Raw genomic sequence first — 13033 nt, 5'->3', positions numbered from 1 at the left:
TCTCCCGACACCCGTTACCTATGTCCCCCGGCTGAACACACAGCGCACCCTACGCTCCGACTGCTGAGCGGCGCCTGATGGGTATCGCAGGTTCAACCAGCACCACATCCGTAGGTTGGGCTTCGCGTAGCTCAGCCACAACCTACGCCAATCCCAACCCCTACTCCCCGCCCACCGCAAAGTTCGGCAGCGTATCCACCGGCTGGGCGAAATCGAATGGAATGGACTCCAACGCCAGGCCCAGGTTGCGCTGGATGACGAAGTGCAGGTGCGGGCCGGTGCTGTTGCCGGTGTTGCCGGAGCGCGCGATGCGCTCGCCAATGGACACCGCCTGACCTTCGCGTACCTGCACCGAGCCCCGCATCAGGTGCAGGTAGACGCCCATGGTGCCGTCGTCATGCAGGATGCGCACGAAGTTGCCGGACGGGTTGTTACCCCGGCCGCTCTGGTCGTTCTCGATCTTCACCACCATTCCCGGCCGCGCCGCGACGATAGGCGTGCCTTCGGGCATGGCGATGTCGAGGGCATAGCGCCCCTTGGGGGTGAAATGGCTATAGCGGCCGTTGGCACCCTGGGTCAGACGGAAGGGGCCGCCCTGCCAGGGCAGCGGGTAGCGATACACCACCGGCTGCACGCGCGGATCGCCCATCGCGTAGCGCAATTTGGGCTTGTAGCGCATGGGTCGGCTCGGATCAGCCGGTGCCAGGGTAGCCATCCGCATGCTGCTGCGCGGCGCCAGCACCCAGCGTATCGGCTGGTCCGGGGCACCGGAGACGTTGTCGGCCTGGTCGATGCGCAACTCCACTTCCACCGGCGCGAACAGCTCATTGCGCAGCACCAGTGTTTCGCCTGCTGCGTGCTTTTTGGTTTCCAGCTTCACCGACAGGTCGAGGCGCTCCACCATGCGGTCGCGGAACACGAACACCTGGGCACCGGACACGGCCTTGTCGGTGTAGGTCACCACACCGTTGGCGTCGGTGTACTTGTAGATGGTCAATGCCGCCGCAGGCAGGCTTGCGCCCAGCAGCAGCACTAGAGAAAGGAATCGCCCCAGCATGTCGGCCCGTTTGTTCTTCTGTGCTCCGTGTTGCCGAAGACTAGCAGCGCGAATCTCGCCGGGCGAGACGCTGCCCGTCGGGCTGTGACGGGGTTGGCTGGACGATCAGGCGCCGGGGACGAAATGCTTCTGGGCGGTGCCGCGCGCGATCAGGCGGGACAGGTAGTCGAGCTTCTGCGGATCACGGTCGACAAAGCGGAAGGTCAGCAGTAGCCATTCGCTGTCGGGCTTGGACTCCAGCGCTGCGACCGAGTGCAGGTAGCCATTGAGTCGTGCCACTTCGCCGCCCTCGCCCTGCTCCAGGTCGAGCACCGCACTTTCGAGAACCTGAGGCAGCGGATCGCCGGCGCGCACGACAAGTTGCGCGTCCTTCAGGCTCAGGGCCTTGATCACGCAGGCCAGCACGCCAGCCGGCAGGCGCAGCTGGGCCTGTCCGCGCCCGCCAGGGGCCTGGGCCGCGGATTTGGCCGACGGTGCCGGCACGGCGGGCTTGGCCACGGGCGCAGCCGCTACCGGCGCAGCAGCCGGGCGGACCACCTCGGCCTTGCCGCCGGTGAGGGCGGCCAGGGATTCGTTGGCGAAACCGCCGGCGCTGGGTAGCTTGACCGGCGCGCTGGACATCAGCGCCTCGAGCTTGCCGCTGCGGCTCAGGGCCCTCTTCACCTTGGTGACCAGCTGATCGTTGGAGAAGGGCTTGCCGATGTAGTCGGTAACGCCAGCCTGGATGGCCTGGATGACGTTTTCCTTGTCGCCGCGGCTGGTGACCATGATGAAAGGCGTAGCCTTCAGGTGGTCCTGCTCGCGGCACCAGGTGAGCAGTTCAAGGCCCGACATCTCGGGCATTTCCCAGTCGCAGAGGATCAGGTCGATTGTTGTGCGGGCGAGCATCTGCTGGGCCTTGCGCCCATTGATCGCTTCTTCGATCTGGATGCCGGGAAAGTTGTCGCGCAGTCCCTTCTTCACCAGGTCGCGAATAAAGGACGCATCATCCACCACCAGCACATTGACCTTGGCCATCGACTACTCCTTGGAAATCGGGGCTAAGAATAGCCTTGGCTGATAGCCAATTGCCAAGCCTGTTTGCGACCCGCAGCCGGCCAGTAACCGACGGGTCACTCACGCGGCCGGAAAGCAAAACGCCCGGCACGAAGCCGGGCGTTTCTGGCACAGACGGCAGGATCAGCTCTTGGAAGCGCCGTCGCCCGCACCCGCACCATTGCCCTTCACTTCCTCGGCCATGCGCGCCAGGCCCAGGTGACGAACGTCGGTGCCGCGAACCAGGTAGATCACCAGTTCGGAAATGTTGCGCGCGTGGTCACCGATGCGCTCCAGGGAACGCAGGGCCCAGATGACGTTGAGCACGCGGCTGATGGCGCGCGGGTCTTCCATCATGTAGGTGACCAGCTCACGCAGGGCGGTCTTGTACTCGCGGTCGATGTTCTTGTCGTACTGGGCCACCGACAGAGCCAGATCGGCGTCGAAGCGGGCGAAGGCATCCAGGGCTTCCTGGACCATCTTGCGCACCTGGTCACCGATGTGGCGCACCTCGACGTAGCCGCGCGGGGCCACGCCCTCTTCGCACAGCTGGATGGCACGACGGGCAATCTTCGAGGCTTCGTCACCGATGCGCTCGAGGTCGATCACCGACTTGGAGATGCTGATGATCAGGCGCAGGTCGGAGGCCGCCGGCTGGCGACGGGCGAGGATGCGCACGCACTCCTCGTCGATGTTGCGTTCCATCTGGTTGATCTGGTCATCGATCTCGCGCACTTGCTGGGCGAGGCCGGAGTCGGCGTCGATCAGCGCGGTGACCGCGTCGTTGACCTGCTTCTCGACCAGGCCGCCCATCGCCAGGAGGTGGCTACGCACTTCCTCCAGTTCGGCGTTGAACTGCTGGGAGATGTGATGGGTAAGGCTGTCTTTGTCGATCATTTTCTAACCCTTGTTGAGCAGAATTCTTTTCCTGGTAGTAGTGGCCTTCGACCAATTGTGCTGGGCAAGGAGGCGAAGTGAAGACAGTACGAGTAGTACGGCAAGCTTCGCCGACGCAGTCCAGCGCGATTGGGGGTGGCCACTAGCCGTAGCGACCGGTGATGTAGTCCTCGGTCTGCTTCTTTTCCGGGTTGGTGAACAGGGTATCGGTATCGCCGAACTCGATCAGCTTGCCCATGTACATGAACGCGGTGTAGTCGGAAACGCGCGCCGCCTGCTGCATGTTGTGGGTCACGATGACGATGGTGTACTTGCTCTTGAGCTCATAGATCAGCTCTTCCACCTTCAGGGTGGAGATCGGGTCCAGGGCCGAGCAGGGTTCGTCGAGCAGCAGTACCTCGGGCTCCACGGCGATGGTGCGGGCGATCACCAGGCGCTGCTGCTGACCGCCGGACAGGCCGAGTGCGGATTCGTGCAGGCGGTCTTTCACCTCATCCCACAGCGCGGCGCCCTTCAGCGCCCACTCCACGGCTTCGTCCAGCACGCGCTTCTTGTTGATGCCCTGGATGCGCAGGCCGTAGACCACGTTCTCGTAGATGCTCTTGGGGAACGGGTTCGGCTTCTGGAACACCATGCCCACGCGGCGACGCAGCTCGGCGACATCTTCGCCCTTGCGGTAGATGTTGGTGCCGTCGAGGCGGATCTCACCCGCGACGCGGCAACCGTCCACCAGGTCGTTCATGCGGTTGAAGCAGCGCAGCAGGGTCGACTTGCCGCAACCGGACGGGCCGATGAAGGCGGTCACGCGCTGTTTCGGGATGTTCATGCTGACGTCGTGCAGCGCCTGCTTCTCGCCATAGAACAGGGAGAGGCCGGGCACTTCGAGGGCGACGGTTTCCTTGTCCAGGCGCAGGTTCTGCTTGTCGCGGCCAAGGGCGGAAATGTTGACGCCGTGGCTGTGGGATTCGTGTTGCATGTGTTCACTCCGTTCGTAGCTTCGAGCTACAAGCTGTAAGCCTCAGGCAATGCGGTTCGCGGCGGACGATCAGCTGTCCAGCGCCTTGTATTTCTCGCGCAGGTGGTTGCGGATGGCGACGGCCGAGAAGTTCAGCAGGGCGATCACCAGTACCAGCAGCAGCGCAGTGGCGTAAACCAGCGGCCGCGCGGCCTCGACGTTCGGGCTCTGGAAGCCGACGTCATAGATATGGAAGCCCAGGTGCATGATCTTCTGGTCCAGGTGCAGGTACGGGTAGTTTCCGTCCACCGGCAGGCTCGGAGCCAGTTTCACCACGCCCACCAGCATCAGCGGCGCCACTTCACCGGCGGCACGGGCCACGGCAAGGATCAGGCCGGTCATCATGGCCGGACTCGCCATGGGCAGGACCACCTTCCACAGGGTTTCGGCCTTGGTCGCACCCAGGGCCAGGGAGCCCTCACGCACAGCACGCGGGATACGCGCCAGGCCTTCTTCGGTGGCAACGATCACCACCGGCACGGCCAGGATCGCCAGGGTCAGGGACGCCCAGAGCAGACCCGGGGTACCGAAGGTCGGCGCCGGAGCGGATTCGGGGAAGAACAGGCGATCCAGGGAACCACCCAGTACGTAGACGAAGAAGCCCAGGCCGAAGACGCCGTAGACGATGGCCGGAACGCCCGCCAGGTTGTTCACCGCGATGCGGATCACACGGGTCAGCGGGCCCTGCTTGGCGTACTCGCGCAGGTAGATGGCGGCGATTACACCGAAGGGGGTGACGATCACGGCCATGATCAGGGTCATCATCACGGTGCCGAAGATGGCCGGGAAGATACCGCCTTCGGTGTTCGCTTCACGCGGGTCGTCGGAGAGGAATTCCCACAGTTTGGCGAAGTAGAAACCGACCTTGGCGCCCACGCCCATGGCGTTCGGCTGGTAGGCATGAACCACCTTGCCAAGGCTGATTTCCTGTTCCTTGCCACCGGCTTCACGGACCACGACGCTGTCGCGGTTGAACTCCTGGTGCAGGCCCATCAGCTGCTCTTCCAGGCCTTTGTAACGCTGCTCCAGCTCGGCGCGCTGGGCGGCGATGTCGGCCTGGGCTTCGGCGGTCAGGGCGTCACTCAACTCCAGCTTGCGGGTCTGCAGGCGCAGGCGCTCAAGACCGTGGTTGATGGCGCCGATGTCCTTCTTCTCCAGCTGGTAGAGCTTGTCGTAAAGGGCATTCACGCGCTCCAGGCGCTTCAGCAGCTCGGCCATGGCGGCCTCGCCTTCGGCCACCACCTGGCCGTTTTCCTTCACCGATACGAGGCGGCCGTAGAAGTTGCCCCACTCGCGGCGCTCCAGCGCCACCAGGTCGGTCGGATACTTCTGGTCCTGCAGCCAATCGCCCACCACCCAGGTGAAGTCGCTGCCGTAAACGTCACGGTTGCCGACCTTGAGCAGCTCGCGGGTCATGAACTCCGGGCCGGTTTCCGGCACGGGCAGACCGGCACCTTTCAGGCGTGCACGGGATACTTCCTCGATCTGCACCGCTTCACCGATCACCGGCTTGGCAGGCTCGCCAGGAATGGAGTACTGCGCCTCCACCAGATCAGCCGGCCAGAAGTGGGCCAGGCCGCGCACGGCAATCACCGAGAGCAGGCCGATGGTCATGATGACCGCGATGGAAACCGCACCACCGCTAATCCAGACGCCCGGTGCGCCACTCTTGAACCAGTCTCTAAGGGAAACCTTTTTCACGGATTTCTCCACCGCTTGAGTCTTTCAGTTCCTCCCGCCAGGGGCCGGAGGTTTCGTGTATTTACTCCCTCTCCCCTACGGGGAGAGGGCTGGGGAGAGGGGGTTGCACGAGGCACCACCCTCTCCCGCCCTTCGGGCACCCTCTCCCTGAAGGGAGAGGGTCATCAAATGCCCCTCGTTCCGAGGTGCGCTTTTAAAGAGAGGCGTATTTCTTGCGCAGGCGCTGACGGATCAGCTCGGCCAGGGTGTTCATGACGAAGGTGAACGTCAGCAGCACCAGCGCCGAGAGGAACAGAATCCGGTAGTGGCTGCCGCCGACTTCCGACTCCGGCATTTCCACGGCCACGTTGGCGGCCAGGGTGCGCATGCCTTCGAAGATGTTCACTTCCATCACCGGGGTGTTGCCGGTGGCCATCAGCACGATCATGGTCTCGCCCACTGCGCGGCCGAGGCCGATCATCAGGGCGGAGAAGATGCCGGGGCTGGCGGTCAGCAGAACCACACGGGTCATGGTCTGCCAAGGCGTGGCGCCCAGGGCCAGGGAACCGTAGGTCAGGCTGCGCGGCACGCTGAACACGGCGTCTTCGGCGATGGAGAAGATGTTCGGGATCACCGCGAAGCCCATGGCCAGGCCGACGATCAGGGCGTTGCGCTGGTCGTAGGTGATGCCCAGGTCATTGCTGATCCACAGGCGCATGTCACCGCCGAAGAACCAGTTCTCCAGCAGCGGGCTCATGCCCAGGGCGAACCAGGCAGTGAGGCCTACAACCGGGATCAGGATGGCTGCTTCCCAGCCGTCCGGTACGCGCAGGCGGATGGACTCCGGCAGACGACTCCAGATGAAGCCGGCCAGCAGGATGCCGACGGGGGTCAGCAACAGCAGGCTGAAAATGCCCGGCAGGTGGCCTTCCACGTAGGGCGCCAGGAACAGGCCGGCGAAGAAGCCCAGGATCACGGTGGGCAGCGCTTCCATCAGCTCGATCACCGGCTTCACCTTGCGGCGCATCGACGGAGCCATGAAGTAAGCGGTGTAGATCGCGGCGGCGATGGCCAGCGGAGCAGCCAGCAGCATGGCGTAGAAGGCTGCCTTCAGGGTGCCCCAGGTCAGTGGCGCCAGGCTCAGCTTGGGTTCGAAGTCGGTGTTGGCGGCGGTCGACTGCCAGACGTACTTGGGCTCGTCATAGCTCTCGTACCAGACCTTGCCCCACAGCGCGCTAAACGACACTTCCGGGTGCGGGTTGCTGAGGCGGAACGGCAGCAGCTTGCCACCCTCTTCGACCACGATGCGGTTGGCGCGCGGCGACAGGGCGAGCATGCCAGTGCTCTCGGCAACAGGCTCGACCAGCAGGGTACGGTGGGCGGTGCTGTGGAACACGCCGAGGTGACCGGTGGCGTCCAGGGCGACGAAGCCCTTGCGACGCTCTTCGGCACTGATTTGCACCACCGGGCTGGTGCCCAGCTGGAAGTCACGGATGTGCTTCAGGCGCGAGGAGCCGTCCGGGTCGCGGGCCATGAACCACTGGGCGATGCCGCCCTTGGAATCCCCCACCATCAGGGAAATGCCGCCCAGCAGCATGTTGCTGGCGGTGACCTCGCGCTCGCCGTCTTCCAGCAGCTTGTAGCGGCCATTCAGGGCATGCTCGCGCAGGCTGAAGACGTCGGCCTGGGCTCGGCCGTTGAGCACATAGAGCCACTGGTGGCGCGGGTCGATGTAGATCGCCTTGATCGGCTCGACCATCTGCGGCAGCTCGACGCGGCTCTGCTCCTGGGTGGTTTCGCCGGTCAGCATGTTCTCTTCGCTGACTACCTGCTGCACGTGCAACTGGTTGCCGGTGGAACCGGCGAGGATCAGCGTCTCGTCATTGATGCTGAGGGCTACGTGCTCGATCGCGCGGCCCTGGGCATCCAGCGCCATGGGGGCTTCACCGTAAGGGAAGCTGACAAGGGGCTCGATGGTCTTGTGGTTGTCCGGGTAGGTGATCTTGTAGCTGTGCTTGAAGATCAGCGCCTGGCCGTTGGACAGGCCCAGTACCACCAGCGGGCTGCCGGGCTGGTCCTGACCGATGGAGACCACGCTGGCGCCCGCCGGCAGCGGCAGTTGCTGGCGCTTGAGGGCGCTGCCGTCCTTGCTCGAGAAGAACTGCACCTCACCCTTGTCGGCAACGCGCATGCCGACCATGTTCTGCTCTTCCAGGGCCAGCAAAAGGGGCTTGCCGGCATCCTGCTGCAGCCAGGCGGGGCTCTGCTCCTTGCGCGCGGTCAGTTCCGCGCCCTTGAACAGCGGCAGCACCACATAGGCCAGATAGAAGAAGATCAGGGTAATGGCACCCAGAACGGCGAGACCGCCTACCAGCACGTACCAGCGGGTCAGGCGATCCTTCAGCGCACGCATCTTGCGCTTGCGCACCAGCGCAGGCGTATTGAAGTCGATGCGGGCGGGCGGGTTCTTCGGAGTATTCAGGGAGTTGGCCAGGTCAGTCATGGATTCGGGCTCTTGCCACAGTCAGCGCGCGCAGGCTTTTACGATGGGGGCACAGACTACGGGCTTCGTGTGACAGAAAGATTACAGCGAGTTGACGTGGCGAAGCCCACCCGGAGGAATCCTCGGGCGGGCTTCTGCGACGGGGGTCTCCCGTCGTCCTTGCTTCCTTGCGGAGCGGCACGCATGAGGCGGCCGCTCCCTTATCTGGCCTGGATTACAGGCCCAGATCTTTCAGTGCTTTCTCGGCAACCTTGGCCGGGACCGGGATGTAACCGTCCTTGACCACGACTTCCTGACCCTGCTTGGACAGGACCATCTTCACGAACTCGGCTTCCAGGGGAGCCAGCGGCTTGTTCGGCGCCTTGTTCACGTAGACGTACAGGAAGCGGGACAGCGGGTAGCTGCCGTTCAGGGCGTTCTGCTCGTTGTCTTCAACGAACTCGCCACCTTCTTTCTTGGCCAGGGCAACAGTCTTCACGCTGGAAGTCTTGTAACCGATGCCCGAGTAGCCGATGCCGTTGACGGACTGGCTGATGGACTGGACGACGGAAGCGGAGCCCGGTTGCTCGTTCACGTTCGGCTTGAAGTCGCCTTTGCACAGGGCTTCTTCCTTGAAGTAGCCGTAGGTGCCGGATACCGAGTTACGACCGAACAGCTGGATCGGCTTGGAAGCCAGGTCGCCAGTCACGCCCAGGTCACCCCAGGTTTTGATGCTGGCGGTGCCACCGCACAGGCGGTTGGCGGAGAAGATCGCGTCGACCTGCTGCATGGTCAGGCCTTTGATCGGGTTGTCCTTGTGCACGAAGATCGCCAGGGCATCGACGGCAACCGGCACAGCGGTCGGCTTGTAGCCGTACTTCTGCTCGAAGGCCTGCAGCTCGACGTCTTTCATCTTGCGGCTCATCGGGCCCAGGTTGGCGGTGCCTTCGGTCAGAGCCGGCGGCGCAGTGGAGGAACCGGCGGCCTGAATCTGGATGTTCACGTTCGGGTATTCGCGCTTGTAAGCCTCGGCCCACAGGGTCATCAGGTTGGCCAGGGTGTCGGAGCCAACGCTGGAAAGGTTGCCGGAAACACCAGTGGTCTTCTGGTAGGCCGGAATGGACGGGTCAACGGCAGCAACCGCGCTGGCGGTAGCAACGCCGGCGGCGACGAAGGTGAGGGCCGCCATCAAACGCTTCAGTTTCATGCCTTGCTCCTAAGCAGGACGAGGGGGTGAATTCAACGGGGGCCAGTATCGAGAGGCCGTATGACCACTCTATGAATTGATTGTGACAATTGGATGAAAGGCCATCACCCGCTGTCCAAGGGTGGATCAAGACCCGCGATTCATACGGAGATAGTCCCCATGAAGCCCCTTCCCCTGCTGCCCTTCGCCCTCCTGGCACTCTGCACCGCGTGCAGCGAAATGGCCACGTTGACGGTCGAGGACGGCACCGGTCCCGACCCGCTGCTGCCACCACCGAGCCGCAGCATCATCCCCACGGTCAATGTCGCCCCGGCCGTCGGCTGGGCACAGGGCGCCACTCCCGTGGCGGCCAAGGGCACCCGCGTCCAGGCCTTCGCCGAGGACCTGCAGCATCCGCGCTGGCTCTACGTGCTACCCAATGGCGACGTGCTGGTGGCCGAAAGCGCCGCGCCCGGCACCGACAAGCCGGCAGGTATCAAGGGCTGGGCCGCCGGTTTCCTGATGAAGCGCGCGGGCTCGCAGGTGGCCAGCGCCAACCGTATCTCCCTGCTGCGGGACATCAACGGCGATGGCGTCGCCGACCTGCGCAGCACCTTCCTCAGCGGCCTCAACTCGCCCTTCGGCATGGTGCTGGTGGGCAAGGACCTCTACGTCGCCAACGCCGATGCCCTGATGCGCTTCCCCTACGAAAAGGGCGCCACGGAGATCAGCGAGCCGGGCACCAAGGTCACTGACCTGCCCGCCGGCCTCAACCACCACTGGACCAAGAACGTCATCGCCAGCCGCGATGGCCGCAAGCTCTATATAACGGTGGGCTCCAACAGCAACGTCGGCGAGAACGGCATGGAGGCCGAGGAAGGTCGAGCCGCCATTTGGGAACTGGACCGCGCCAGCGGTAACAAGCGCCTCTTCGCCACCGGCCTGCGCAACCCCAACGGCATGGCCTGGGAGCCGCAGACCGGCAAGCTGTGGACCGCCGTGAACGAACGCGATGAGCTGGGCAGCGACCTGGTGCCCGACTACATCACTTCGGTGAAGGACGGCGGCTTCTACGGCTGGCCCTACAGCTACTACGGCCAGCACGTGGACGATCGGGTCCAGCCCCAGCGCCCCGACCTGGTGTCCAAGGCCCTGGTGCCTGACTACGCCCTGGGCCCGCACACCGCTTCCCTCGGTATCGCCTTCGCCAAGGGCAGCAAGCTGCCGACCTTCCAGAACGGCCTGTTTGTCGGCCAGCACGGCTCCTGGAACCGCAAGCCCCACAGCGGCTACAAAGTGATCTACGTGCCCTTCAAGGGCGGCAAGCCCAACGGCCAGCCGGTGGACGTGCTGACCGGCTTCCTCGACGAGCAAGGCAACGCCCAGGGCCGCCCGGTGGACGTCAAACTCGACAGCAAGGGCGCCCTGCTGGTGACCGACGATGTGGGCAATAAGGTCTGGCGGGTGAGTGCGGCGAAGAAGTGAAGCTCTCGTAGGATGGCGTAGAGCGGAGCGAAACCCATCACCGCGGAACGATGGGTTTCGCGGGCTCTACCCATCCTACGAATCACAGACTGAGCGGGAAACTCAGCGCTTCTTCGCGATCAGGAACAGGCCGATCAACATCGCCACGCCACACAGGGCCGCAACGTAATACGCAGGGCCCAGGCGGTCCCACTTCATCAACAGCGACACCACCATCGGCGTCAGGCCGCCGAAGATGGCGTAGGCCAGGTTGTAGGAGAACGACAGGCCGGAGAAGCGCACCACCGCCGGGAACGCCTTGACCATCACATAGGGCACAGCGCCGATGGTGCCAACGAACAGGCCGGTGATGGCGTAGAGCGGGAACAGCCAGTCCGGATGGGCCTGGAGGCTGGTGTAGAAGGTCCAGGAACTGATGGCCAGCAGCGCGCCGCCCACCAGGAAGGTGCGCCCGGCGCCGATACGGTCGGCGATCGCCCCCGACAGCACACAGCCGATGGACAGCAGCACGATGGCCAGGCTGTTGGCCTTCAGCGCCGTGGCGGCTTCGAAGCCATACACGGTCTGCAGCAGGGTCGGGGTCATCAGGATCACGACGACGATGCCGGCGGACAGCACCCAGGTCAGCAGCATCGACAGCACCACGGCACCGCGGTGCTCGCGCAGCACGGTCTTCAGCGGTACCTCCGCCGCCAGAGCCTTGCGCTGCTGCATCTCGGCGAAGACCGGGGTCTCGTGCAGCCAGCGGCGCAAATACATCGCGAACAGCCCGAACACGCCGCCCACCAGGAACGGCAGGCGCCAGGCCCAGTCCAGTACCTCGGCCGGGGTGTAGATGCTGTTGATCAGGGTGGCCATCAGCGAACCCAGCAGGATGCCGGCGGTCAGGCCCGACGTCAGGGTGCCGCAGGCGTAACCCACATGGCGCGCGGGCACGTGTTCGGAGACGAATACCCAGGCGCCCGGCACTTCGCCGCCAATGGCCGCGCCTTGCACCACGCGCATCAGCAACAACAACAGGGGTGCCCAGATGCCGATCTGCTCATAGGTGGGCAACAGGCCCATCACCAGCGTCGGGATCGCCATCAGGAAGATGCTCAGGGTGAACATGCGCTTGCGGCCCAGCAGGTCGCCGAAGTGCGCCATGACGATGCCGCCCAGGGGGCGCGCCAGGTAGCCGGCGGCGAAAATGCCGAAGGTCTGGAACTGGCGCAGCCATTCCGGCATTTCGGCGGGGAAGAACAGCTTGCCCACCACGGCGGCGAAGAACACGAAGATGATGAAGTCGTAGAACTCCAGGGCGCCGCCCAGGGCGGAGAGCGACAGGGTCTTGTAATCGCTGCGGGTCAGCGGGCGCGAGGCGGGCGCCTCGGCGTCGAGCACGGAAGACATGGGAGGATTCTCGTCTGGGGGTGCGGGGCGTTCTCCGCTACTTGGGCGGAAAAATCGCCTGGCAACATATCAAAAAGCGTCAAATGTACACAGTCTCAGCCACAAAACCGCCTCTGGCGCGCCAGAGCGGTCGTCGGACGACATGCCGTGGCTATATACTGCGCGCAGTTCAGCGCATGTCGGCATGCAGTGGGTCGGCGGCGCACAGGGAAGGAAGGGCTAACTCCCCGTTCCAGGCATTGGCGCCACACACACGAAACAGGCTATTCGGCATGATCGATATCGAAGAAGAAGAGAATCTGACCCCGCAAGGCGACCTCGCCCTGCAGCTCACCGCGCTCCCGCGTGAAACCAACGGCTTCGGCGATATCTTCGGCGGCTGGCTGGTTTCCCAGATGGACCTGGCCGGCACCGCCATGGCGAGCAAGGTAGCAGCAGGCCGCGTGGCCACCGTAGCCATCGACCGCATGGCCTTCCTGGTTCCGGTAGCCGTGGGCGCCCAGCTCTCCTTCTATACCCAGACCTTGGAAATCGGCCGCAGCTCGATTCAGATGCTGGTGGAAGTCTGGAGCGATGACCCGCTTTCCAGCGAATGGCGCAAGGTCACCGAAGCGGTGTTCGTCTTCGTCGCCATCGACGGCAGCGGCCGCACCCGCCCGGTCCCGCCGCGTCGGGGCTGACCACCAGCACAGAAAGGGCCGCATCAGCGGCCCTTTTTATGGTTCTTCACGGATTACCGGGGAAGGCGGCTTTGATTTTCATGAAAAAGAAGTCGCTGTCCCGATAGCCGTAGGCCATGCGCTT

General features: G+C 64.2%; 10 protein-coding genes. 2 read left to right on the top strand and 8 right to left on the bottom strand.

Translation table 11 applies throughout. The features are described from left to right. Positions 1-160: 160 nt before the first annotated feature. The 7 genes from MnOB_RS28365 to MnOB_RS28335 all read right to left on the bottom strand — a co-directional run bounded on the left by MnOB_RS28365 (position 161) and on the right by MnOB_RS28335 (position 9373). Entirely contained in the window at positions 161-1057 is an 897-nt protein-coding gene (locus MnOB_RS28365) for a peptidoglycan DD-metalloendopeptidase family protein (protein ID WP_077527879.1), read from the bottom strand. 105 nt (positions 1058-1162) lie between these two features. After that, positions 1163-2074 (bottom strand): response regulator, encoded by a 912-nt coding sequence (locus MnOB_RS28360; protein ID WP_077527878.1) that lies wholly within the window; start codon positions 2072-2074, stop codon positions 1163-1165. 162 nt (positions 2075-2236) lie between these two features. Next, positions 2237-2989 (bottom strand): phosphate signaling complex protein PhoU, encoded by a 753-nt coding sequence (gene phoU, locus MnOB_RS28355; protein WP_077527877.1) that lies wholly within the window; start codon positions 2987-2989, stop codon positions 2237-2239. A gap of 142 nt (positions 2990-3131) precedes the next feature. After that, positions 3132-3965: a phosphate ABC transporter ATP-binding protein PstB gene (gene pstB / locus MnOB_RS28350; RefSeq protein ID WP_077527876.1), complete on the bottom strand. Its 834-nt coding sequence runs from the start codon at positions 3963-3965 to the stop codon at positions 3132-3134. Positions 3966-4034: 69 nt separating this feature from the next. Continuing rightward, a complete protein-coding gene (pstA, locus tag MnOB_RS28345; protein ID WP_077527875.1) occupies positions 4035-5705 on the bottom strand; it encodes a phosphate ABC transporter permease PstA in 1671 nt (556 codons plus the stop codon). Between the two features lie 193 nt (positions 5706-5898). Beyond that, positions 5899-8187: an ABC transporter permease subunit gene (locus MnOB_RS28340; RefSeq protein WP_077527874.1), complete on the bottom strand. Its 2289-nt coding sequence runs from the start codon at positions 8185-8187 to the stop codon at positions 5899-5901. 214 nt (positions 8188-8401) lie between these two features. Next, positions 8402-9373: a phosphate ABC transporter substrate-binding protein PstS family protein gene (locus tag MnOB_RS28335; RefSeq protein WP_077527873.1), complete on the bottom strand. Its 972-nt coding sequence runs from the start codon at positions 9371-9373 to the stop codon at positions 8402-8404. A gap of 159 nt (positions 9374-9532) precedes the next feature. On the opposite strand from MnOB_RS28335, the gene MnOB_RS28330 reads away from it, so the two are divergent. Beyond that, complete coding sequence (locus MnOB_RS28330; RefSeq protein ID WP_077527872.1) at positions 9533-10837, top strand: PQQ-dependent sugar dehydrogenase; 1305 nt, start codon at positions 9533-9535, stop codon at positions 10835-10837. 102 nt (positions 10838-10939) lie between these two features. On the opposite strand, the gene MnOB_RS28325 is transcribed toward MnOB_RS28330, so the two are convergent. Continuing rightward, positions 10940-12229 carry an MFS transporter gene (locus tag MnOB_RS28325; RefSeq protein ID WP_077527871.1) on the bottom strand — a complete coding sequence of 430 codons (1290 nt, stop codon included), beginning with the start codon at positions 12227-12229 and terminating at the stop codon, positions 10940-10942. Between the two features lie 272 nt (positions 12230-12501). On the opposite strand from MnOB_RS28325, the gene MnOB_RS28320 reads away from it, so the two are divergent. Next, positions 12502-12909, top strand: coding sequence for an acyl-CoA thioesterase (locus MnOB_RS28320; RefSeq protein WP_077527870.1), 408 nt, complete (start codon positions 12502-12504; stop codon positions 12907-12909). Positions 12910-13033: the final 124 nt, after the last annotated feature.

This window comes from Metapseudomonas resinovorans (assembly GCF_002003485.1).
Lineage (GTDB): Bacteria > Pseudomonadota > Gammaproteobacteria > Pseudomonadales > Pseudomonadaceae > Metapseudomonas > Metapseudomonas resinovorans_D.
Note: the sequence above shows the minus strand (reverse complement) of the source record. Positions and strands in the feature narration are given on the sequence as shown.

Excerpts from the sequence above, each read along its gene's own strand:
- MnOB_RS28365 (WP_077527879.1), bottom strand. The coding sequence starts at position 1,057 with ATGCTGGGGCGATTCCTTTCTCTAGTGCTGCTGCTGGGCGCAAGCCTG.
- MnOB_RS28340 (WP_077527874.1), bottom strand. The coding sequence starts at position 8,187 with ATGACTGACCTGGCCAACTCCCTGAATACTCCGAAGAACCCGCCCGCC.
- MnOB_RS28325 (WP_077527871.1), bottom strand. The coding sequence starts at position 12,229 with ATGTCTTCCGTGCTCGACGCCGAGGCGCCCGCCTCGCGCCCGCTGACC.
- MnOB_RS28335 (WP_077527873.1), bottom strand. The coding sequence starts at position 9,373 with ATGAAACTGAAGCGTTTGATGGCGGCCCTCACCTTCGTCGCCGCCGGC.
- phoU (WP_077527877.1), bottom strand. The coding sequence starts at position 2,989 with ATGATCGACAAAGACAGCCTTACCCATCACATCTCCCAGCAGTTCAAC.
- MnOB_RS28320 (WP_077527870.1), top strand. The coding sequence starts at position 12,502 with ATGATCGATATCGAAGAAGAAGAGAATCTGACCCCGCAAGGCGACCTC.
- pstB (WP_077527876.1), bottom strand. The coding sequence starts at position 3,965 with ATGCAACACGAATCCCACAGCCACGGCGTCAACATTTCCGCCCTTGGC.
- MnOB_RS28330 (WP_077527872.1), top strand. The coding sequence starts at position 9,533 with ATGAAGCCCCTTCCCCTGCTGCCCTTCGCCCTCCTGGCACTCTGCACC.
- MnOB_RS28360 (WP_077527878.1), bottom strand. The coding sequence starts at position 2,074 with ATGGCCAAGGTCAATGTGCTGGTGGTGGATGATGCGTCCTTTATTCGC.